Source organism: Terrabacter sp. RAF57 (genome assembly GCF_052113925.1).
Taxonomy (GTDB): Bacteria; Actinomycetota; Actinomycetes; order Actinomycetales; family Dermatophilaceae; genus Terrabacter.
Window position 1 is genome coordinate 223,366 of sequence record NZ_JBFRDT010000011.1, and the last position, 21,435, is coordinate 244,800.

The following is a 21,435-nucleotide window of genomic DNA, read 5'->3' on the forward strand; positions in this document are numbered from 1 at the left end:
CGCCGGAGGTCAGCCGGCCTCGCCGCGGTGGATCGGGGCGTGCGGGAACGACGTCTCGGCGACGCCCTCGAGCTCGGCCCGGTGGTTGCGGATGAGGTCGAGGTTGCGGTCGCGCAGGTGGTCGAACGCCTGCCCGACGTTGGACCCGGGGGTCAGCGAAGAGAGCGCGTCGGCCGGGTCGAGCCGGGCCGAGACCCAGCCCGGGTGCGTCGCAGCCTTGGCGACGACGTGGCCGATCGGCGTCACGATGTGCGAGTTGCCGAAGTAGAGCACACCCGCGGGGTCGGCACCGACGGCGTTGGCCCCGATGACGTAGACGTGGTTGTCGTAGGCCCGCGCGCGCGACGTGAGGTCCCAGATGTCGGCGGAGCGCAGCAGCGCCGACGGCCGGCAGATCACCTCGGCACCCTGGACCGCCTGGATGCGCGAGAGCTCGGGGTAGTCGCCGTCGAAGCAGATGATCATGCCGATGCGGCCGAGCTCGGTGTCGCACACCGTCACGGTGTCGCCCGGGGTGACCCAGCCGCCGCCGCTGACGATCTCGGAGCAGAACGGGTGCGTCTTGCGGTAGATCCCGAGGACCTCACCCGAGGGGCCGACGAGCACCGAGGAGTTGTAGACGACGCCACGCTCGGGCCCGCGCTCGTAGGTGCCGACGCAGACGTGCACGCCGAGCTCACGGGCCACGGCCTGGATCGGCTCGACCATCGGTCCGGGCAGCTCGGTGACGAGGTCCCAGAGCTCCTCCTTGGAGCAGCCCGGGGTGAAGCCCGTGGTCGCGGTCTCGGGGAGCACGACGAGCTCGGCCCCGGTGGCTGCGACACACTGCCGCGTCATGTCGACGCACGTGTCGACGTTGGCCCGGATGGTCTCGGCGCTGAGGGGGGCCGGGACGGGGGCGACCTGGACGGCCGCGGCGGTGAAGGCACGCATCGTCAGCTCCTCCGACCGATCGCCCAGCCGACGAGGACACCGACGAGAGCGACGGCCCCGCCGGTGACGACGCCGAGGGCGTACTCGCGCCCGGCGAACGACCCCGTGGGAGCCGGCCGACCGGCATACGACACCGGGGTGCCGGGCGCCGCAGCGCCAGCAGGTATGCCGGGTGCCGCGGTCGGCGTGAGGGCCGCGGGGGCGCTCGGGGTGGCGGGGCGGACGCCCGAGATGTCGGCGTCGACGGCCGAGAAGAACTGTCCCGCCATCTTCTTCGTGACGCCGGCGAGCATGCGCTGGCCGACGCCGCCGATGACGCCTCCCACGGACGCGTCCGCGTCGTAGGTCAGGTCGGTGCCACCGGCGCTCGACGGTGCGAGCCGCACGACGACGTCGGCGTCGACGGTGCCGGGCGCGCCCGCACCCGAGGCCTTCATGGTGAAGGATCCGGGGTGCTGCGGGTCGCGCAGGGACACCTCGCCGTCGTAGGTGCCCTTGATGGCGGCGACACCCGCCGTCACGGTCATGGCGTAGTGGTCGGGGCCGAGCTCGGTGAGGCGCTCGCAGCCCGGCAGGCAGCGCGCGAGCACGGCCGGGTCGTGGAAGGCGTCCCACACCTGCTGCGGGTCGGCCGCGAGGGTGGCGGATCCGGTGATCTTCATGCGGTCGGCTCCTTCGATGACGGGTGCGTCGTGCGGGTCGTGCGGTGCAGGGACGGGATCTCGCCGTCCGCGTGGCGGCGGCGCAGCTCCCAGAGGTCGTAGGGCGAGATCGGCATCCGGGTGATCGGGAAGCCCTCGGCGTCCTCGATGGCCGACGCGATGACGGCCGACACGGGGATGCAGCCCGCCTCGCCGGCGCCCTTGATGCCCAAGGGGTTCAGCGGCGACGGGGTCTCGAGGTGGTCGGCCTCTATGGTCGGCACCTCGGACGCGTAGGGCATGAGGAAGTCCATGAAGCTCGCGTTGAGCAGCTGCCCCGACTCGTCGTAGGCCATCCGCTCGTAGAGCGCGCCGCCGACACCCTGGGCGACGCCACCGTGGACCTGGCCCTCGACGATCATCGGGTTGATCATCGTGCCGCAGTCGTGGATGACGCAGTAGCGCAGGATCTTGATCTCGGCGGTGACGGGATCGGTCTCGACGATCGCCGCGTGCATGCCGTTGGCGAAGGTCGCCTGGGTGGGGGAGTAGAAGTCCTTGCCCTCGAGGCCCGGCTCCTCGTCGTCCGCCACCGGGGGCTTGTCGGGGTCGAAGGTGCCGGCGAACTGCGTCGCGGCCTTGGCCGCCTCGTCGAACGCGTAGCGGAGCGGGTTGGAGAGCACCGACACCGTGCCGAGGCTCATCGACGTCGCCGGAGCACCCTTGACCCGCACCGTGCCCTCGACGATCTCGAGGTCCTCGGACGACACCTCGAGGGCGTCGGCGGCGATGCGCAGCGCCTTGGCCCGCACGTTGCGGGCGGCGAGGGCGATGGCGCTGCCGCTCATGACCGCGGCGCGCGACGCGAAGGTGCCCACGGCATACGCCATCTTGCGGGTGTCGCCGGTGGTGACGTAGACGTCCTCCATGCGCACGCCCAGCTCCTGGGCGACGATCTGGGCGAAGACGGTCTCGTGCCCCTGGCCCTGCGACGTCAGGCCCGTCGAGACGTTGACGCGGCCGCTCGTCTCGATCTGGATGTGGCCGCCCTCGTAGGGACCGACGCCGGTGCCCTCGACGTAGCAGCCGATGCCGAGCCCGACCTTGCGGCCCTCGGCCTCGGCCTCGCGGCGGTAGTCGGCGAAGTCGTCCCAGCCGACGAGGTCCTTGAGCTTGGCGAGGCTCGCCGGGAAGTCGCCCGAGTCGTACTTGAGCGGGCGTCCGTCCTGGAAGAGCAGGCCGTGGTCCCACGGCATCTCGGCCGGGAGGATGAAGTTGCGCGAGCGCACCTCGGCGCGGTCGAGGCCGAGCTCGTCGGCGATGGCGTCCATCGTGCGCTCCATGGCGAAGCATCCCTGCGGGCGTCCGGCACCCCGGTAGGGCGTCACGAGAACGGTGTTCGTGTAGAGCGACCAGAACTCGCAGCGGTAGGTCCCCGGCTTGTAGGGGCCGAGCAGCTGGGTCGAGGTGATGATCGGGACGATGATGCCGTAGGGGGTGTAGGCGCCGTTGTCGTGCCAGAGCTTGACGTCGAGGGCGAGCAGGTGGCCCTCGTCGTCGAAGCCGACGGTGACCCGCTGGAGCTGGCCGCGCTCGTGCGCCGCGCTGATGAAGTGCTCGCGCCGGTCCTCGGCCCACTTGACCGGGCGGCCGAGGAGGATCGCGGCCCACGGGACGAGGACCTCCTCGGGCCACGGGTGGACGATCTTGACGCCGAAGCCGCCGCCGACGTCGGGGGCGATGCACTCGACCTTCGCGAGCGGCAGGTCGAGCTTGGCGGCGACAGCGGCGCGCACGCCGGTCGAGGTCTGGGTCGAGGAGTACATCCGCAGCTCGTCGCGGTCGCGGTCCCAGCGGGCGTAGACGCCCTTGCCCTCCATGGGCATGCACGCGCTGCGCTCGATGTCGAGGTCGAGCGTCAGGGTGTGCGGGGCGGCGGCCATCGCGGCGTCGACGTCGCCGACCTCCTGGAGCATGTGGGCCGCGACGTTGTCGGGCACGTCGTCGTGCACGAGCAGCTCGCCGGAGCGGGCCGCCTCGATGCCGACGACGACGGGCAGCTGGTCGTAGGTGACGCGGATGCGCTGGCAGGCGTCCTCGGCGACGTAGCGGTCGGTGGCGACCACCATGACGATCGGCTCGCCGACGTGGTTGACCTCGTCCTTGGCCAGGGCGTAGCCGGTGCGGCCGTGGGTCAGCGTCGGGTGCGGGATGAGCAGGGGCAGCGGCTCGCCGACCCGGCCCGGGAGGTCCTCGTGGACGTAGATACCGACGACGCCCTCGACCTCGATCGCCTCGGAGGCGTCTATGTCGACGATGCGGGCGTGGGCGTGCGGGCTGCGGACGAAGGCGGCCGCGAGGGCGTCGTGGCCGAGGTCGTCGAGGTAGCGGCCGCCGCCGGTGACGAGGCGCGGGTCCTCCTTGCGCCTGATCGGCGCGCCGAACATCTGGGTCGTCACGCCAGCTCCTCTGCCCGCTCGGCCTTGATCTCGGCGGCGCGCAGGACGCTCTTGACGATGTTCTGGTAGCCGGTGCAGCGGCAGAGGTTGCCCGAGATCGCCTCTCGTGCTTGCTCGCTCGTCGGTGAGGGGTTCTCCTCGAGGTAGGCCGTGACGGTCGTGAGGAAGCCCGGTGTGCAGAAGCCGCACTGGAGCCCGTGGCACTCGGCGAAGGCCTGCTGGACCGGGTTCATCGACTCGCCGGTCGGGGCGACGCGCGCGTCGGGCGCCGAGCAGAGGCCCTCGACGGTCGTGATCACGTGGTCCTGCGCCGTGACGGCGAACATGAGGCACGAGCGCATCGGCTGGCCGTCGACGAGGACGGTGCAGGCGCCGCAGACGCCGTGCTCGCAGCCGACGTGGGTGCCGGTCAGCTCGAGGTCGTGGCGCAGGAAGTCCGAGAGCAGCCGGCGAGCGGGCACGGCGGCGGAGTGGCGCACGCCGTTCACGGAGACCGTGACGTCGTGGAGCCGCTCCGTGATGCCGGCAACATCGGGTCCGAGGTCGGTCATCGTCCTCCCCTTTCCTCACCGAACGCAGCGTTCGGTGCGGGGCGTCGGGCGCGGTCGGCGGCCTGGGGGAGGACCCGGCGGGTCAGCTCGGTGACGAGCATGCGGCGGTAGTCGGCGCTCGCGTGGATGTCGCCCTCCGGGTCGACGTGTCCGCGCACCGCCTCGGCGGCGGTGTCGAGCGCCGCGTCCCACGCGCCCGAGCCCGGCTCGACCCCGTCGAGGGCCGGTCCGAGGTCGAGGACCGAGGGCACGTCGGTGACGGAGACGAACGAGGCGCGGGCGCCGGAGACGACGCCGTCGGCGACCGTCAGGGCCACCCCGACGCCGGCCATGGCGTAGTCGCCGTGACGTCGGGCCGCCTCGGTGAACGCGGTGCCGGTGCCGGCCGGGAAGCGGCCGAAGCGCACCGCGACGGCGAGCTCCTCGGCCGCGAGCGACGTCTCGAGGGCGCCGAGGAAGAAGTCCGACCACGCGATCTCGCGCGACCCGGACGGGCCCGCCACCTCGACGACCCCGCCGGTCAGGGCGAGGATCGCGGGCATCTCACCGGCCGCGTCGGCGTGGGCGATGGAGCCGACCGTCGTGCCGCGGTTGCGGATGGCCGGGTGGGCGACGTTGACGAGCGCCTGGCGCAGGAGGGGGAGGGCGGCATACGCCTCCGCGGAGCGCTCGAGCCCGGCGTGGCGCACGAGCGCTCCGACGCGTACGGCCTCGGGTGTCACCTCGACGGTGTCGAGGCCGGCGACGCGGTTGATGTCGACGAGGTGCGCCGGCGAGGCCAGGCGCATGTTGAGGATCGGGATGAGACTCTGCCCGCCCGCGAGGACCTTGCCGTCGTGGCCGACCTCGGTGAGGACGGAGACGGCCTGCTCGACGGTGAGCGGTGCGTGGTGCTCGAAGGGGGCGGGCTTCACCGAACTGATCCTGCCTTCCGACCCCCGGTGGGGACTAGTGATGGTTGTGCATCGCTGCCCGTGGGCTTTTGGCAACTTCTGCCGTGAACGGGCCGTGGGCCCCCGATCCGAGATCGGGAGCCCACGGGCCGGTGGTGCGTGCTGTCTCAGCGGCGGCGCAGGTCCGGTCCGCCCGGGCGGTCCTGGTAGAGGTCGTCGATGCCGTCGGCGTCGCCGTAGTCCCCTTCCCGTTCGCCGAGCGAGATCATCGTGCCGCTCGCGGCGTCGGCCCGCTCACGCAGGTCTGTCGGGGCGAGGGCGCGGGCCGCGTGGTAGGCCACGATGGTCACGATCGTGCCGAGTGCGATGCCACCGAGCGTGAAGTCCGACGTGAAGACGAGCGAGACGCCGCCGATGCCGATGATGATGCCGGCCGCGATGGGCACGAGGTTGATCGGGTTGCCGAAGTCGACCCCGTTCTCCTTCCAGATCTTCGCGCCGAGCAGGCCGATCATGCCGTAGAGCACGACGGTGATACCGCCGAGCACGCCGCCCGGCACAGAGGCCACGAGCGCGCCGAACTTCGGCGAGAGGCCGAAGATGATGGCGACGACCGCAGCGACGTAGTAGGCCGCCGTCGAGTAGACGCGGGTGGCCGCCATGACGCCGATGTTCTCGGCGTACGTCGTCGTCGGCGAGCCACCGACCGAGCTGGCGATGACCGTGCCGATGCCGTCCGCGGCGATGGCGCGACCCATGTAGGGGTCGAGGTTCGACTTCGTCATCTCGGCGACGGCCTTGACGTGGCCGGTGTTCTCCGCGATGAGCGCGATGACGGCCGGGAGGACGAGCAGGATGGCGGCGACCGAGAACGACGGTGCGTGGATGCCGACGATCTCCTTGCCGTCGGCGCCGGTCGTCGACGTCGGCGGGAGGCCGAACCAGGGCTGGCTCGCGAGGTTGTCGAAGTTCGTGCGGAAGTGCGTCGTGACCTTGCCGGCGCCGGCGTCGAAGGACGTGATCTGGCCGAACACCTTGTCGAAGATCCACGAGATGATGTAGCCGAAGATCAGGGCGAGGAAGACCGCGATGCGCGACGCGAAGCCCTTGAAGGCGACGGCGCAGATGATCGTGAACGCCATGACGAGCAGCGCGACCCACTGGTCCTGGGGCCAGTAAATGCTGGCGACGACCGGCGCCAGGTTGAAGCCGATGAGCATGACGACGGCGCCGGTCACGACCGGCGGCAGCACCTTGTGCAGCACCGCGGACCCGGCGAAGTGGATCGCCACACCGACGAGTGCGAGCACGACGCCGGCGACGAGGATCGCGCCCGTCACGTCGGCGGAGGTGCCGCCCTGGGCGCGGATGGCCGCCACCGCACCGACGAAGCTCGCCGACGTGCCGAGGTAGCTCGGGACCTTCCCGTTGACGATGAGCAGGAAGCAGATCGTCGCGATTCCGCTCATCATGATCGCGAGCTGGGCGTTGAGACCCATGACCAGCGGGAAGACGAAGGTCGCCCCGAACATCGCGACGACGTGCTGCGCACCCAGACCGACCGTCCTGCCCCACGACAGTCGTTCGTCAGGGGCCACGACGTCGTCGGGGCCCATCGTCTTGCCGTCCCCGTGCAGTTTCCAGCCCAAGCCCAAAGCCATTCCGACTCCTATGGTTGCCCCATGAGGTGATGGGGGTCACGTCCCACTCCGGGATGGCCGAAAACTACTCCCACGACAGGGGACTGCGTTCGTCAAACGTTGATACACGCCGACGGAGCCCCTCTGGCAGGAGATGACGTATGCCGTCACCCCCGTTCCGGCGGTCCGCCGGCTCCCGCCGTGGAAGCCCACACCCCCTCAGCGGGGTGCGACGTTCCACACCGCAGAGCGCTCGTCGATGGTGCACGCCGATCCGCATGACCGTGGACGCCCGGACCAGCCGCGGGCGCGCAGCACCTGCGCCACCTCGCCGGCCAGTCCGCAGGGGCTCGGGACGAGGTCGGTCCAGTAGCACCGCAGCGTCACGCGGCCGGCGACGAGCGACGAGCGGTCGCGTCGGCCGTCGCGCTGGACGTCGGTCCACGACGCGTGCCCGAGCCTCCCGTCGACCTCCACGACGACGCCCCACTCGTACTCGCGGTCCCGCCGCCCGGCTCGCCCGAACGGCGACTGCGAACGCCCACGCGGCAGGCCGTGGGCGCGCTCGACACCGCGGAGGTAGCGTCGCTCCGCCGGGCTCTCGCATCCTTCGGCGACCTCGGCGAAGACCTCGAGCAGCAGGGACCGGTCACGCTGTCCATGCCTGTCGCCGAGCGCCGACCTCAGGCGCTCGGTGCTCGTGAGCTCGAGACCGACCGCCTTGGCGGCAAGGGCGATCGCACGATCCGGCCCTCGTCCGGAGGACAGGTCGAGCACGGTGTGCTCGACCTGCGTGCGATGCGGCCAGGCGCGAGGGTCGGTCCTGGCCGCCGCGTGCCGGCTCCGCCGGATCGTGACACCCTCGACCGGTCGCGCCCTCCGCTCGGCCGGGATCACGACCGTGATGGTGCCCGGTGCCTGTCTGATGAGGCCCCACTCGTGCGCCGCACTCTCGTGGCTCAGCGCCGACCCCGGGCCCGCATGCAACAGTGCCGCCACGGCGCGGCTCTCCCAGCCGTCGCGGCCGGGCAGGGTCTGGTAGATCCCGGGGTGGACGACCTGCCACCGGCCGGTGCCGAGGCGCCACTCGATCGCCTTCGGCGTCAGGCCTGCATCCAGCGCCTGTTTCCGGGTGAGCAGGCCGGACTGACCGGCGGCCCGTGCCCGGAGGAGTGCGTCCACTCCCTGATCGTCACGCGATCGCCTCCGACGCCGTCCGCCGCCTCCACAGGCCCGTGCTCGTGGAACGTCGGACCCCTGCGCAGGGGTGCGATGTTCCACGAACCGCGCGACACGGCATACGCCAGGGGTGGCAGTCAGATGCCGCGCATCTGGTGGATCTTGAGCGCGAGGGCGAGGGTGAGGCGCAGGTCGGCGTCGGTCGTGAACGGGCCGAGGATCTTCTCGAGCTTGCCGATGCGGTAGCGCAGGGTGTTGTAGTGGAAGAAGAGCAGGCGTGCGGTCTCGGCGACGTTCATGTTCGTGTCGATGAGGATGCTCAGGGTCTGGCGCAGGCCGGCGTACTCCGGTGAGTCGTCGGTGGCCAGCTCGCGCAGCGACTCGGTGACGAAGCGGCGCAGGTCGGCGCCGTCGGGGATGAGCGCGAGCAGCCGGTAGATGCCGAGGCCGTCGACGTGGGTCGTGGCGCCGTCGCCGTGCATCTGGCGGCCGACGGTGACCGCCGAGAGGGCCTCGTCGTACGCCTGGGGCAGGCCGGCGACCGAGGTGATGGGCCGCGAGACTCCGGCCGAGAAGCTGCGTCGACCGCCACCGCCGTCGCCCCGCACGACCCGGACGTACTCGCCGACGATGCGCATGACCTGCTCGGTCTCGGCGCCGGAGGGGACTCCGATGAGGGCGACCACCTCGCGGCTGAATCCCATGACGGGAGAACGGGAGTCGCGCACCGCCACGGCGTGCGTCCAGGCGCGGGCGAAGCGCTGCTGGAGGAAGCGCACCTCGTCGGCGTCGCGGGTCGAACGGTCGTCGTCCTCGTCGGTCTCGGCCACGACGACGACCATGGGCCGGTCGATGTCCCAGCCGAGCGAGCTGGCGTGGGCGACGGCGTCGACGGGGGAGCCGGCACGTCCGGCGAGGGCGTCGCGGAGGAACTCAGCGCGGTACTTGCTCTCGACCGCCGAGACGGCCTGGTCCTTGGTGATGGCGAGGGCGGCGACCGTCGCGGCTCGCTCGAGCAGCCGCACGTCGTCGACCGTCAGGTGCCGGTGGCTGCAGAACGCCATGAGGACGCCGTGGTCGAGGTGGCCGGCGACGATGCGCACGGCGGAGCGGTTGGCGGTCGGGCCGTCGGGGCGCGGGCCCATCGGCTCGGCCTCGGTGAGCAGACGCCCCGTGCGGTCGAAGCACTCGAGGGACAGCGCGTGGTCGAGCTCGCGCTGCGAACCGGCACGGGCGATGACGCGGCCGTCGGTCGTCGTCACCATCACGGCGCCGTCGAGGAAGCCGACCACCTGCTCGCAGAGGTCGTCGAGCGAGCCGCCGGCGAGGACGATCTGCACGAGGGCCCGGTCGGCGTCCTCGAGCCGGCGCAGGATCGCGGTCTGGTGCTCGAGCATCGCGCTCAGCACGTCGGTCGTGAAGGTCGCGATGTGGTCGAGCGGGACGTCGATGAGCGGCAGGCCCGTCGACTCGGCCGCCTTGACGAGGGCGGCGAGCCGCCTGCCCGACAGCCCGGAGACGACGAGCCCTGCGGCTCCGGCGGTGTCGAGGGCGGCGACCGTGGCGGCGAGCGACGCTGCGTCACCGTCCTGCTCCGCGAGGGCCGCCGCGTCGGCGAGCACGAGCCGGTGGGTCAGCCGGGCCGGGGGGTCGTCGCGCAGGGCGGACCGGAGCGGCGTCGTGCTGTCGACGCTGACGTCGAGGCGTGCGGCCTCGGCACGGACGACGCCGTGCGCGGTCGCGGCGAGACCGGCGATGAGCCGGAGCGAGATGCCGGACACCTCGGGCTCGGGCTCGCCGGAGCGCCCCGCGGCTGGCAAGTCACCCTCGGGCAGGGGCGGATCGTTGGCAACTTTCACCATGAGCGCACCCTACCCACCGTCGATAGCGTCACGTCAGCGGTCCGCGGCAGGCGGAGCGCGACGGAGCCGGTCCGGGCCTGGACGGCACGGACGGCAGCGGTCTGACGGCGGAGGTGCGCGCGGGCATGGACGACCTCGACCTGACGCTGCTGCCGGCCGCCGTGTCGCCTCTCGTGGCGGGCGAGGTGGCCGGAACCCCGCGGCGCTGCCGCGTGCTCGCCGCCTTCCCGACGTGCCTCTACCTCGATCTCGGCGCCCACGAGCGGGTCCTCGCCGTGCTCGCCTCCGACGCCGTCTCACTGCCCATCGGCGTCCGCCTCGCGATGCCGTCGTCCAAGGTCCGCTGGGGTGTCGAGCCCGGCGCCCACGTCGTCGTCGGGGAGGGGCGGGTGCGCCTGCCCCGCGCCGACGTCGTCGCGGCCCGGCTGCTCCGGCCGGCGCGAGTGCGTCCCGCGCCGCGCGTATCCGCTGGTGACGGCTGGCTCCCCGAGCCCGGAGTCCTCGGCGACCTCGCCCACGACCTCGCCGCGGCGGCCCTCGCCGGCCGCTCGGCCGATCCGGGCGTCCGCGGACTCGTCGGCGTCGGGCGCGGCCTGACCCCGAGCGGCGACGACGCGCTCTGCGGTGTCCTGCTCACCCTGGCCGCGGTCGATGCTCCGCCGGCCCGGCGCGCCCTGTCGGCGGTGCGCACCGCCGTCCGCTCGGTGCTGCCGTGGACGACGAGCCTGTCGGCCGCGCTCCTCGTCGCCGCGGGAGCGGGGTATGCCGTCCCGGACGTCGCGCGCCTCGTGACCCTCGTCGCCGGGGCTGGGTCGGTCGGCCGGAACGACGCGCACGAAGGGGCCGTCACAGACGGTTCGGGAGGTTCGGTCCGGCCCGTCGGCCCGGCGCAGGACCTCACCGGCCTCACTGACCTCACCAACCTCGTCGACCGGGTGCTCGCGATCGGGCACACCTCCGGCCGCGACCTCCTGTCGGGCGTCAGCGGTGCGCTGCGCGCCGTCGACGCACTCGATTCCGTCCCCCGCCCCGAACCCCGACCTGCCCCAAGACCCGAATCCCAGGAAGGACTCCACCGTGGCTGACCACGTCGAGCTGAGAACCGGCGCCTACTTCGACTCCGTGACCCTCATGCAGGTCTCGCGCACCGTCGCCGCCGCTCCCGGCGTCGAGGCCGCACAGGTCGCGATGGCGACCGAGCTCAACCTCGAGGTCATCCGCGGCATGGGCTTCGACGTGCCCGACTCGGCGCCCAACGACCTCGTCGTCGCCATCCGCGGTGACGAGGCCGCCGTCGCTGCCGGGCAGGCTGCGCTGGAGTCCGCACTCACCCAGAGCCGTTCTGCCGCAGGGACGTCCGCCGGCTTCGGCCAGGCTCCGACGGCCCGCACGCTCGGCGGTGCGATCCGTCTCTCGGGCGCCGACCTCGCGCTCGTCTCGGTACCGGGGGAGCACGCCGTCACCGAGGCGCTCGACGCCGTCCGCGCCGGGGTGTCGGTCATGGTCTTCTCCGACAACGTCCCGGTCGAGGACGAGGTGCGGCTCAAGGACGCCGCTGCCGCTGCCGACGTCCTCGTCATGGGGCCCGACTGCGGCACCGCCGTCGTCGGTGGCGTCGCCCTCGGCTTCGCCAACGTCGTGCGACCCGGCTCCGTCGGCCTCGTCGCGGCATCCGGAACGGGCGCCCAGCAGGTCATGTGCCTCCTGGACGCCGCAGGTGTCGGCATCAGCCACTGCCTCGGCGTCGGTGGCCGCGACCTGTCGTCTGCCGTCGCAGCTCGCTCGACGAAGCAGGCGCTCGCAGCGCTGGCCGCGGACCCGGAGACGACGTCGCTCGTCGTCGTCTCCAAGCCTCCCGCTCCCGAGGTGCTCGCCGACCTGGAGGCGTATGCCGCCGGGCTGGGCAAGCCGGTCCACTGGGCCACGCTCGGGGCCGGGCGGCCGGACCTCACTGGGGCGGTTGAGTCGGTGCTGACCGCCGTCGGCGCGGACGTGCCGGTCTGGCCGACGTGGGAAGGCGCGGGAGCCCGATCGGCCACGACGTCCTCCGGGTCGCTGCGTGGTCTCTTCTGCGGCGGCACCCTCGCCGACGAGGCGATGCTCGTGGCGGGTCCGGTGCTCGGCGACATCCGCTCCAACATCCCGCTGCGACCCGAGCTCGCCCTGGGCGCCGACCTGCGCGACCCGGGCCACGTCGTCATCGACTTCGGCGACGACACGATGACCCGCGGGCGCGCTCACCCCATGATCGACCCGTCACTGCGCCTCGACCGCATCGCCGTCGAGGCCGCCGACCCGACGTGCGGCGTGCTCCTCCTCGATCTCGTGCTCGGCCACGGCGCGCACGCGGACCCCGCTCCGGAGCTCGCTGCCGCCGTCCGTGCTGCCTGCGAGACCGCCGCCGCGAGGGGTCGTGAGCTGCCCGTCGTCGTCTCGGTCACCGGCACCACCTCCGACCCGCAGGGGCTCGACCGGTCGGCGCAGGCTCTCGCGGACGCCGGCGCCGACGTCCTGCTCTCCAACGCCGCAGCCACGCGCCGCGCCCTGCAGCTGCTCGGCCACGACGTGGCGGCACCGGAGGGCGCGACGGGCGACACGGCATACGCCTCCGTTGCCGGGACGGCCACCGACGTCGGTGCCGAGCCGCTCCACGGACTCCTTGCTGCGGACGTCACGGTCGCGGCCGCCGGGGTCTCGCTCTTCTCGGACGCCCTTCGGGCGCAGGCGGTCTCGGTGACCGAGGCCTCGTGGCAGCCGCCGATGGCGGGAACGGCGGCCGAGCTCGGTCGGGTCCTGGCCGACCCCCGCCGCGACGCCGCCAACGCCGAGGCACTGCGCCGGATGACCGCGGCAGGTGCCGACCTCGTCGACGTCCGTCCGGCCCACGAGGTGCTCGGGCTCGAGCGGGGCACCTTCCTGCACGCAGGGCCCCCCATCGAGTTCGGCCGCGCCTCAGGGCCGCTCAAGGGTGCGCTCATCGGCGCGATGCTCTTCGAGGGGCTCGCCGACACGGCCGAGGAGGCCGAGGCGAAGCTCGAGAAGGGCGACGGCATCACGCTCGAGCCGTGCCACCACCGCGACGCGGTCGGCCCGATGGCCGGTGTCATCAGCCCGTCGATGTGGGTCTACGAGCTGCGCGACGAGGTGCACGACAACACGTCGTGGTGCTCGCTCAACGAGGGGCTCGGCAAGGTCCTGCGCTACGGCGCCTACGGCCCCGAGGTCATCGACCGGCTGCGGTGGATGAACTCCGTGCTCGGCCCGATCCTCCAGCAGGCCGTGCGCACCCGCGTCGAGCAGCAGGGCCCGATCGACGTCAAGGCGATCATCGCCCAGATGCTCCAGATGGGCGACGAGGGCCACAACCGCAACCGCGCCGGATCGCTCATGCTCCTGCGCGAGCTGCTCCCGACGATGATCACGGCCGACGCGTCGTCGACCGACATCGCGGAGGCCGTGCGTTTCTCCGGTGCCAACGAGCACTTCTTCCTCAACCTCGGTATGCCGGCCTGCAAGCTGAGCACCCTTGCCGCCCATGGCATCCCAGGATCCTCGGTGGTGACGACGATGGCGCGCAACGGCACCGACTTCGGCATCCGCGTGTCGGGGACCGGCGACGCGTGGTTCACGGGTCCGGCCAACACGCCCGAGGGCCTCTTCCTCGGGTCCTTCGGCCCGGACGACGCGAACCCCGACATCGGCGACTCGGCGATCACCGAGACGGCCGGCATCGGCGGCTTCGCGATGGCCGCCGCGCCCGCGATCGTGAAGTTCGTCGGGGGCGACGTGCCGTTCGCGCTGCGGGCCACGCAGACGATGTACGAGATCACCGTCGGCGAGCACACGGCCTACCAGGTGCCGATCCTCGAGTTCCGTGGCACGCCGACCGGCATCGACGTGGCCGCCGTCGCGCGGACTAGCATCCTGCCGCAGATCAACACCGGCATGGCCGGTCGCGTCGCGGGCACGGGCCAGGTCGGCGCCGGTCTCGTGACCCCGCCCGAGCAGTGCTTCACCCAGGCTCTGACTGCCCTCGCGGCGGCCGCGGGCGAGGGCTGACGGAGCGGCCCCCTCAGCTCGGGTCGCGCGGTCGTCGTCGGCCGCGCGGCCCGACCCTCCCTCCGGACCCGACACGCATCTGCCGTGGGAGAAAAGAAGTGGGGCGCTGTCGGCGGCGCCACCTAGGGTGGACAGGCCATGCGAGACTTTCCGCCCCCGATCCGGGCCTACACCGACAGAGGCGCCGAGGCGCCCGACACCCGCTCGCCGCGGGCCTTCCTCTGGTGGATGGTGCGGCAGAACGGCGGCCTGTTCTGGGCCGGGCTGCTCGTCGCCCTCATCTGGATGGTGCCGCAGACGGTCGGGCCGTGGATCGTGGGCCGTGCCATCGACACCGGCATCGTCGCGGGCGACCCGTCGGCGACGCTGCAGTGGGTCCTGGTGCTGGGTGCCGTCACCCTCGTCGGCGCGTGCAGCGGCATCCTCTTCCACACGGTCATCGTCCGCGAGTGGCTCATCGCCCTCTACGGCACGACGAAGCTCGTCACGCGCAAGGCGCTCCAGCTCGGCCACGTGCTGACCCGGCGCACGCCGACCGGCGAGGTGCTGTCGGTCTCGGGCAGCGACGGTGACCAGTTCGGTGCCCTCATGGAGATCAGCACGCGGGCCATCTCGCAGCTCGCCGCCTATCTCGTCGTGGCCGCCATCGTGCTCAGCACGTCGGTGCGCATGGGCGTCCTCGTGCTCGTCTCGGCGCCGCTGCTCGTCGTCCTCGGCACGCCGCTGCTGCGGCCGATGCAGCGCTGGCAGGGCGTCGAGCGCTCCCGCAACTCCGAGCTGACGTCGATGGCGACCGACATCGTCGGCGGCCTGCGCATCCTGCGCGGCATCGGCGGCGAGGAGACCTTCGGTGGCAACTACGCCGGGCAGTCCCAGCGCGTGCGCCAGTCCGGCGTCTCGGCCGGTCGCTGGCTCGCCGCCGTCGAGTCCGTCGGCGTCCTCCTCTCCGGTGGCTTCGTCGTCGCCCTGATGTGGCTCGGCACGCGTGAGGTCGCGCAGGGCCGGCTCACGGTGGGCCAGCTCGTCAGCTTCCTCGGCTACGGCCTCTTCCTCGTCCAGCCGATGCGCACCTTCGTCGAATTCGCCCAGAAGTGGACCCGCTCGGTGGTCTCCGCGCGCAAGGCCGTCGCCGTCCTGTCGCAGCGCCCGCCCTGGGTGCTCCCCGACGAGCCGGCCGGCCTCGACACGGGCGCCGAGATCGTCGACGGGACGTCCGGGGCGACCATCCGACCGGGCATCCTCACGATGGTCGTCTCGGCCGTGCCCGACGACTCCGCGGCCCTCGCCGACCGCCTCGGCCGCTACCTGCCCAGCGACGAGGGCGCACTCGTCAGTGACGAGATCCCCGAGGAGCTCAAGGGCCGCGCCGCCAAGCGGGAGCGCTCGGCGCGCGCCAGGGCCCGGGAGGAGCAGGCCCGCCGCGACGAGGAGCGGGTCCGTCAGCCGTGGGGCGTCACCGTGGGCGGCGTCGACCTCTCCCGCGTGGAGCTCGACGAGGTACGCCGTCGCGTCCTCGTCAGCGACACCTCGCCCCAGGTGTTCGCGGGCACCCTGCGCTCGGCCGTCGACCCGCTCGGCCGGCTGACGCGGGAGCAGGCCGAGCGGGCGCTGCACACCGCCGCCGCCGACGACGTCTTCGACGCCCTCCCGGGTGGGTGGCAGGGCGAGCTCGAGGAGCGCGGACGGGGGCTGTCCGGTGGTCAGCGCCAGCGGCTCGTGCTCATGCGCGCCCTCGCCGCCGATCCCGACGTCCTCGTGCTCGTCGAGCCCACCTCGGCCGTCGACGCCCACACCGAGGCCCGCATCGCCTCCCGCCTCGGGGAGCACCGGGCCGGGCGCACCACGGTCGTCATGACCGCCTCGCCGCTGCTGCTCCACCACGCCGACGAGGTGATCCTCCTCGAGGGCGGGGTCGCCACCGCCCACGGACGGCACGCCGACCTGCTCGCCGACTCGCCGGCCTACCGCTCGGTCGTCGTCCGCGGCGGCGACGCCGACCCGTCCGTCCTCTCCCACCTCGCCGAGGAGTCCCGATGAGCCGCGCCGACAGCACGGTCGCGACGACCGGCGCCCCGGACGCCGCCGGCATCGCTGACACCGCGGACGTCGCGGACGCCACGGACGTTGCGGACGCCACGTGGGTCTCGCTGCTGCCCGAACAGCTCGCAGCCGAGTCCGCCCGCACCTGGGACTCCGCCATCCCCGCACCCGCCGTGCCCGACGAGCTGAGGCCGCCGCAGTCCGCCTCGGTCGGGGAGCGGCTCAGCGCGCTGCACCGGCGCCACCTGCTGCGCGAGCGGCGGGCCCAGGAGTTCGTCGCCGACACGATGAACGCCCGCACCGGCCTGCCCATCGCCGACAACGCACGCGTCGTGCGCTTCATCGGCGGGCTGCTCTCGCAGGATCGGCTGCTCGTCGTCGCCGTCGTCCTCGCCAACGCGCTCGCCGCCACGGCGGGCCTGCTCGTGCCGCGGCTGCTCGGTGAGCTCGTCGACTCGACGGTCGCCGACGTCAAGGCGGGCCGGGTCGACGCCGCCATGGCCGGGGCCAACTCCGCGGCGCTCGTCGTCGCCGGGCTCGTCGTCGTGCAGAGCGCGTTCACCTTCGCGGCCAAGATCTCCTCGACGGTGCTCGGCCAGAGCGTCCTCGCGACGGCCCGCGAGTACATCGTGCACGCGATCCTGCGGCTGCCGCTCTCGCGCGTCGAGAGTGCGAGCTCCGGCGACCTCGTCACGCGAGTCACCCGCGACGTCGGCACGATGAGCGAGAGCGTGCGCTGGGCGCTGCCCGAGGCCATCATCGCGAGCATCACCGTCGTGCTGACCCTCGTCGCCATGGTGAGCAACGCGCCGCTGCTGTCGCTGCCGTCGATCGTCCTCATGTCGCTCGCGCTCTTCCAGGTGCGCCGCTACCTCGGGCGCGCGCCGAAGGGCTACCTCACCGAGGGCGGCACCTACTCGCGCATCAACACCACGCTCACCGAGACCGTGGAGGGCGCCCGCACCGTCGAGGCCCTGGGCCTGACGCGTCATCGGCTGCGTCGCGGCGACGAGGACATCGAGGTGTCCGGCCAGGCCGAGCGCTACACGATGACGCTGCGCAACCTGCTCTTCGCCGTCATGGACATCGCCTTCAGCCTGCCGCGGGTGCTCGTGCTGCTCCTCGGCGCCATCGGCTACGCCCAGGGCTGGGCCACCCTCGGTCAGATCACCACGGCGATCCTCTACACCGAGGCGCTGTGGGGGCCGTTCGACATGCTCGTGCACACCGTCGACCGGGTCCAGGTCGGCATCGCGTCGACGACCCGACTGCTCGGCATCGCGACCGTCCCGCCCGACCGTGAGGCGGGCGCCGACCGACCCACCGGGCCCGAGCTCGTCGGCACCGACCTGCGCTACGCCTACCGCGCCGGTCACGACGTGCTGCACGGCATCGACCTCGACCTCGGCACGGGGGAGCGCCTCGCGATTGTCGGTCCGAGCGGTTCCGGCAAGTCGACGCTGGGTCGCCTGCTGTCGGGCATCCACGGCCCCCGCACCGGGTCGGTGACGGTCGGCGGCGTCGAGCTGACGTCGCTCCCGCTCGACCAGCTGCGCACCGAGGTCGCCCTCGTCACCCAGGAGCACCACGTCTTCATCGGGTCGGTGCGCGACAACGTCGTGCTGGCGCGCGAGGGCTCGACCGACGAGGAGGTCCGCGAGGCCCTGCGCGCTGTCGACGCCCTCGAGTGGGTCGAGCGGCTCCCGGAGGGCCTGGACACCAAGCTCGGCTCGGGCCACCAGGTGCTGACCCCGGGCCGCGCCCAGCAGATCGCCCTGGCCCGACTCATCCTCGCCGACCCGCACACCATCGTCCTCGACGAGGCGACCTCGCTCATCGACCCGCGCACCGCCCGACACCTCGAGGGCTCGATGAACGCACTGCTCACCGGGCGCACCGTGGTCGCGATCGCGCACCGCCTCCACACGGCGCACGACGCCGACCGCATCGCGGTCGTCATCGACGGGCGGGTCGCCGAGCTCGGCAGCCACGACGAGCTCGTCGAGCAGGACGGGGAGTACGCCGCCCTCTGGCGGGCCTGGACCTCCTGACCGCGGGAGGTCAGGCGTCCACGCGGGCCAGGCGGCGGCGTACGACCGGAGCCGTGAGGTCGAGCATGGCCCGGGTCAGGACCACCCGCTCACGCACCGTCCGACGCAGCGAGTCCGAGTCCGGGCCGCGCAGCTCGACGGTCGGCAGCGCCGTGAAGAGCGAGCGCGCGAAGAGTGACCCGAGGTAGCCGAAGCGCACGTCCTCCGGGTCGGCGGCGTAGCCCTCGTCAGCCAGGCCACCCAGGTAGGCGTCGAAGATCGCGACGTCGATGCGCGCGATGTCGGACGCCGGGGTCAGCCCCGCATGCATGGGTCCGACGAGCAGCTGGCCGAGGTCGAAGCCGACGGCGAGCGGCGAGCCGAAGCCCCAGTCGATGACCACGAGGTCGTCCTCGCCGTTGCAGATGAGGATGTTCTGGATGCTCGCGTCACCGTGGCATAGGTCTGGGGGAGGGCCTCGAGCTCGGCGAGGACGTCCAGGACCAGCGGGAGGAGCTCCCGCAGCTCGTCACGCAGACCGAGGTCCCCCGGGTCGCGGAGGGCCTGGGCGAGAGCGGGCCGCGACCAGAGGTCGTCGTCGGCGAGGTCGGTGCCGGCCCCGATCAGCACCCGGCCCTCGACGAGGTAGCGCAGCGCCGCACCGTCGGGGAGCCGGCACGTCTCCGGGAGACGGTCGTTGACGGGTGCGCCCGACCGGCGACGCGCGGCTAGCCGCCCGAGGAGCCTTGCCGCACGGGCGAGCTCGTCGATCGTCCACGGGCCGCGGCGCTCGTCGACGAACTCCCACCAGAGCCCGATGTGGTCATCGTCGAAGACCTCGTGATGGTGCAGTGTGGGCATCCGCATGCCGGGTGGCAGCACCTCGTCGATCCCCGACAGCGTCATGTCGAGCTCGAAGCGCCACGGGAAGAAGTCGACGAACGATTCGCGGAGGGGCCCCTCGGGCACGTGGACGAGACCGGGCCAGAGGCGCGGGTGTCGCAGCAGCTTGACGAACCACACCGCTTCGCCGCCGTCCGGACCCGCGGCCGAGGCGTGCCACAGCCCCGCCGTCGCGGGCGAGCCCCAGTCGTAGTCGAACGGCGAGAGGGTGACGGCGTCGACAGGGACGCGGGCGAGTCGTGCCGTGACACCGGTGATGTCGACTGCCATGCGTCCCCCTCAGAAAGTAAAGCGTCTTGACCATTTTGAGGATAGGGTCGGATCATGGCGCGAGGCAAGAGCGTAGGTATGCCGTCCGCACCCGCGGGTGCGGACGACGACCTCCCGGACCACCTCTTCCGCTGGTCGGATGCCCTGGGGCGCAGGCTGTCCCGGGAGATGCGGGCCATCGCGCCCCCAGACCTCGAGGCGATCGGGGGTCGCCGGGCGCGGCTGCTCCAGATCATCCCGGCCGACGGCATGCGGGTCACCGACCTCGCATCCCGCGCCGGCGTCACGAAGCAGGCCATCGGTCAGCTCGTCGACACCCTCGAGGAGCTGGGCCTCGTGCAGAGCAGCCCGAGCGAGTCGGACCGCCGCGTGCGCTGGGTGGCACGGACCCTCGCCGGGGATGCCGTCGTCGACCAGACCCTCGCGCTCATCGCGGAGGCCGAGGACCGGCTCCGCGCCGAGGTCGGTCGGGCCCGCTACGACGCGATGCTCGTGACGATGCGGGAGCTGGGCCGCGACGTCACCTGGTGAACCGACCGAACCGAGGGCGCGGGTCTCGACGGGCACGGGCGCGCGTGTGAAGGTGTGGACATGACCACTGACACGACCGGACAGCAGGCGCGCACGGCATACGTCATCGTCGGCGGAGGGCTCGCCGCGGCGAAGGCCATCGAGGGGATCCGCGAGAGCGACACGGACGGTGCCATCGTCCTCGTGACGGAGGAGGACCGGCTGCCCTACGAGCGGCCGCCGCTGTCCAAGGCCGTGCTCAAGGGCGAGGACGAGATGGAGTCGGCCTTCACCCACGACCGCGACTGGTACGCCGAGCAGGGGGTCGAGCTGCGACTCGGCACACCCGCCACGTCCCTCGACGCCGAGCAGCACGTGCTGACGCTCGCCGACGGCGACGCGCTCTCCTACGAGCGGCTGCTCATCGCGACGGGATCGTCGGCACGCGCGCTCGACGTGCCCGGCGCGGACCTCGACGGCGTGCTCTACCTCCGTGAGATGCAGGAGTCCGAGGCGCTCAAGGCGCGCTTGACCGACGGGGCCCGCATCGTCATCGTGGGCGCCGGGTGGATCGGCCTCGAGGTCGCCGCGGCGGCCCGCGACGCCGGCTGCAGCGTCACCGTCATCGAGCCCCAGGCCGCACCCCTCCTCGGCGTCATGGGCGAGCAGGTCGGGGGCTGGTTCGCGCAGCTGCACCGGGGGCACGGGGTCGAGTTCCGGTTCGGCGACGGCGTCGAGCGCATCGAGGGCGAGACCGCGGTGACGGGCGTCGTCACGACGTCCGGCGACACCCTCCCGGCCGATGCCGTCGTCGTCGGCGTCGGCATCACGCCCAACACCGGGCTCGCGGAGGGCGCCGGCATCGACACCGCCAACGGCATCACGACCGACGAGGCGCTGCGCACGTCGGCCGAGGGCGTGTGGGCGGCCGGTGACGTCGCGAGCTGGCGTTCCACGGCGCTCGACACGAACGTCCGCGTCGAGCACTGGGCCAACGCCCACGACGGCGGGCTCGCGGCGGGTCGCTCGATGGCGGGCCAGGACGTCACCTACGACCCGATCCCGTTCTTCTTCTCCGACCAGTACGACATCGGCCTCGAGTACGCCGGCTACGTCCCGCGCGGGTCCGACGCCGAGGTGCTGCTGCGCGGCGAGCCGTCGAGCAACGAGTTCATGGCGTTCTGGGTCGTGCCCGAGGGCGACGGCGTGCGCGTGCTCGCCGGCATGCACGTCAACGTCTGGGACACCATCGACGACGTCCAGCGGCTCGTCCGCGACCGCACCGTCGTCGACCGGGACCGGCTCACCGATGCCGACGTCCACCTCGCCGACCTGACCTGACCTGGCCTCACCCGGCTGAGCTCCGGCTGAGCTGAGGTCCCGGCCCCGACGTCGCCGACGCCGACGCCGGGGCCGGTCCTGTTATGTCCGTTGTGCTCACGTGCGGCTCGTGCGTCTCGTACGC

General features: G+C 72.6%; 16 protein-coding genes. 6 read left to right on the top strand and 10 right to left on the bottom strand.

Translation table 11 applies throughout. The features are described 5' to 3' along the window. Positions 1 to 9: 9 nt before the first annotated feature. The 8 genes from AB4Y83_RS14265 to AB4Y83_RS14300 form a co-directional block, all read right to left on the bottom strand. Positions 10 to 933, bottom strand: a complete 924-nt coding sequence (locus AB4Y83_RS14265) for a carbon-nitrogen hydrolase family protein (RefSeq protein WP_442297284.1) — start codon at positions 931 to 933, stop codon at positions 10 to 12. A 2-nt stretch (positions 934 to 935) separates the two neighbouring features. Further along, complete coding sequence (locus AB4Y83_RS14270) at positions 936 to 1,595, bottom strand: SRPBCC family protein (RefSeq protein ID WP_442273930.1); 660 nt, start codon at positions 1,593 to 1,595, stop codon at positions 936 to 938. Beyond that, positions 1,592 to 4,033 carry an aerobic carbon-monoxide dehydrogenase large subunit gene (gene cutA / locus AB4Y83_RS14275; protein ID WP_442297285.1) on the bottom strand — a complete coding sequence of 814 codons (2,442 nt, stop codon included), beginning with the start codon at positions 4,031 to 4,033 and terminating at the stop codon, positions 1,592 to 1,594. The genes AB4Y83_RS14270 and cutA overlap by 4 nt, the downstream gene beginning before the upstream one ends. Then, the gene (locus tag AB4Y83_RS14280; RefSeq protein ID WP_442297286.1) at positions 4,030 to 4,584 is read right to left on the bottom strand and encodes a (2Fe-2S)-binding protein; all 555 of its coding nucleotides are present in this window, start codon (positions 4,582 to 4,584) and stop codon (positions 4,030 to 4,032) included. Before AB4Y83_RS14280 ends, cutA begins: the two co-directional genes overlap by 4 nt. Continuing rightward, positions 4,581 to 5,498: an FAD binding domain-containing protein gene (locus tag AB4Y83_RS14285; protein ID WP_442297287.1), complete on the bottom strand. Its 918-nt coding sequence runs from the start codon at positions 5,496 to 5,498 to the stop codon at positions 4,581 to 4,583. The genes AB4Y83_RS14280 and AB4Y83_RS14285 overlap by 4 nt, the downstream gene beginning before the upstream one ends. A 146-nt stretch (positions 5,499 to 5,644) precedes the next feature. Continuing rightward, a complete protein-coding gene (locus AB4Y83_RS14290; RefSeq protein WP_442297288.1) occupies positions 5,645 to 7,138 on the bottom strand; it encodes a uracil-xanthine permease family protein in 1,494 nt (497 codons plus the stop codon). Positions 7,139 to 7,336: 198 nt separating this feature from the next. Continuing rightward, positions 7,337 to 8,299 carry a type IV toxin-antitoxin system AbiEi family antitoxin domain-containing protein gene (locus tag AB4Y83_RS14295; protein ID WP_442273935.1) on the bottom strand — a complete coding sequence of 321 codons (963 nt, stop codon included), beginning with the start codon at positions 8,297 to 8,299 and terminating at the stop codon, positions 7,337 to 7,339. A 134-nt stretch (positions 8,300 to 8,433) separates the two neighbouring features. Next, complete coding sequence (locus tag AB4Y83_RS14300) at positions 8,434 to 10,158, bottom strand: helix-turn-helix domain-containing protein (protein WP_442273936.1); 1,725 nt, start codon at positions 10,156 to 10,158, stop codon at positions 8,434 to 8,436. Positions 10,159 to 10,283: 125 nt separating this feature from the next. On the opposite strand from AB4Y83_RS14300, the gene AB4Y83_RS14305 reads away from it, so the two are divergent. The 4 genes from AB4Y83_RS14305 to AB4Y83_RS14320 all read left to right on the top strand — a co-directional run bounded on the left by AB4Y83_RS14305 (position 10,284) and on the right by AB4Y83_RS14320 (position 18,308). Beyond that, positions 10,284 to 11,243, top strand: coding sequence for an oxamate carbamoyltransferase subunit AllH family protein (locus AB4Y83_RS14305; protein WP_442297289.1), 960 nt, complete (start codon positions 10,284 to 10,286; stop codon positions 11,241 to 11,243). After that, complete coding sequence (locus tag AB4Y83_RS14310; RefSeq protein WP_442297290.1) at positions 11,236 to 14,217, top strand: oxamate carbamoyltransferase subunit AllG family protein; 2,982 nt, start codon at positions 11,236 to 11,238, stop codon at positions 14,215 to 14,217. Before AB4Y83_RS14305 ends, AB4Y83_RS14310 begins: the two co-directional genes overlap by 8 nt. A 138-nt stretch (positions 14,218 to 14,355) precedes the next feature. After that, on the top strand, positions 14,356 to 16,254 hold the full coding sequence (locus AB4Y83_RS14315; RefSeq protein ID WP_442297291.1) for an ABC transporter ATP-binding protein: 1,899 nt from the start codon (positions 14,356 to 14,358) through the stop codon (positions 16,252 to 16,254). Further along, positions 16,251 to 18,308 carry an ABC transporter ATP-binding protein gene (locus tag AB4Y83_RS14320; RefSeq protein WP_442297292.1) on the top strand — a complete coding sequence of 686 codons (2,058 nt, stop codon included), beginning with the start codon at positions 16,251 to 16,253 and terminating at the stop codon, positions 18,306 to 18,308. The genes AB4Y83_RS14315 and AB4Y83_RS14320 overlap by 4 nt, the downstream gene beginning before the upstream one ends. 10 nt (positions 18,309 to 18,318) lie before the next feature. On the opposite strand, the gene AB4Y83_RS14325 is transcribed toward AB4Y83_RS14320, so the two are convergent. Then, a complete protein-coding gene (locus AB4Y83_RS14325; protein ID WP_442297303.1) occupies positions 18,319 to 18,720 on the bottom strand; it encodes a hypothetical protein in 402 nt (133 codons plus the stop codon). Beyond that, positions 18,603 to 19,460 (bottom strand): hypothetical protein, encoded by an 858-nt coding sequence (locus AB4Y83_RS14330; RefSeq protein WP_442297293.1) that lies wholly within the window; start codon positions 19,458 to 19,460, stop codon positions 18,603 to 18,605. Before AB4Y83_RS14330 ends, AB4Y83_RS14325 begins: the two co-directional genes overlap by 118 nt. A 54-nt stretch (positions 19,461 to 19,514) precedes the next feature. On the opposite strand from AB4Y83_RS14330, the gene AB4Y83_RS14335 reads away from it, so the two are divergent. Together AB4Y83_RS14335 and AB4Y83_RS14340 are read left to right on the top strand one after the other, a co-directional pair. Further along, positions 19,515 to 19,991: a MarR family winged helix-turn-helix transcriptional regulator gene (locus AB4Y83_RS14335; RefSeq protein WP_442273942.1), complete on the top strand. Its 477-nt coding sequence runs from the start codon at positions 19,515 to 19,517 to the stop codon at positions 19,989 to 19,991. Between the two features lie 60 nt (positions 19,992 to 20,051). Then, entirely contained in the window at positions 20,052 to 21,311 is a 1,260-nt protein-coding gene (locus tag AB4Y83_RS14340) for an NAD(P)/FAD-dependent oxidoreductase (RefSeq protein ID WP_442297294.1), read from the top strand. Positions 21,312 to 21,435: the final 124 nt, after the last annotated feature.

Bases quoted from the DNA above. Each gene is read 5' to 3' on its own strand.
- AB4Y83_RS14265 (WP_442297284.1), bottom strand. From the start codon at position 933: ATGCGTGCCTTCACCGCCGCGGCCGTCCAGGTCGCCCCCGTCCCGGCC.
- AB4Y83_RS14270 (WP_442273930.1), bottom strand. From the start codon at position 1,595: ATGAAGATCACCGGATCCGCCACCCTCGCGGCCGACCCGCAGCAGGTG.
- AB4Y83_RS14280 (WP_442297286.1), bottom strand. From the start codon at position 4,584: ATGACCGACCTCGGACCCGATGTTGCCGGCATCACGGAGCGGCTCCAC.
- AB4Y83_RS14290 (WP_442297288.1), bottom strand. From the start codon at position 7,138: ATGGCTTTGGGCTTGGGCTGGAAACTGCACGGGGACGGCAAGACGATG.
- AB4Y83_RS14300 (WP_442273936.1), bottom strand. From the start codon at position 10,158: ATGGTGAAAGTTGCCAACGATCCGCCCCTGCCCGAGGGTGACTTGCCA.
- AB4Y83_RS14305 (WP_442297289.1), top strand. From the start codon at position 10,284: ATGGACGACCTCGACCTGACGCTGCTGCCGGCCGCCGTGTCGCCTCTC.
- AB4Y83_RS14315 (WP_442297291.1), top strand. From the start codon at position 14,356: ATGCGAGACTTTCCGCCCCCGATCCGGGCCTACACCGACAGAGGCGCC.
- AB4Y83_RS14320 (WP_442297292.1), top strand. From the start codon at position 16,251: ATGAGCCGCGCCGACAGCACGGTCGCGACGACCGGCGCCCCGGACGCC.
- AB4Y83_RS14330 (WP_442297293.1), bottom strand. From the start codon at position 19,460: ATGGCAGTCGACATCACCGGTGTCACGGCACGACTCGCCCGCGTCCCT.
- AB4Y83_RS14335 (WP_442273942.1), top strand. From the start codon at position 19,515: ATGGCGCGAGGCAAGAGCGTAGGTATGCCGTCCGCACCCGCGGGTGCG.
- AB4Y83_RS14340 (WP_442297294.1), top strand. From the start codon at position 20,052: ATGACCACTGACACGACCGGACAGCAGGCGCGCACGGCATACGTCATC.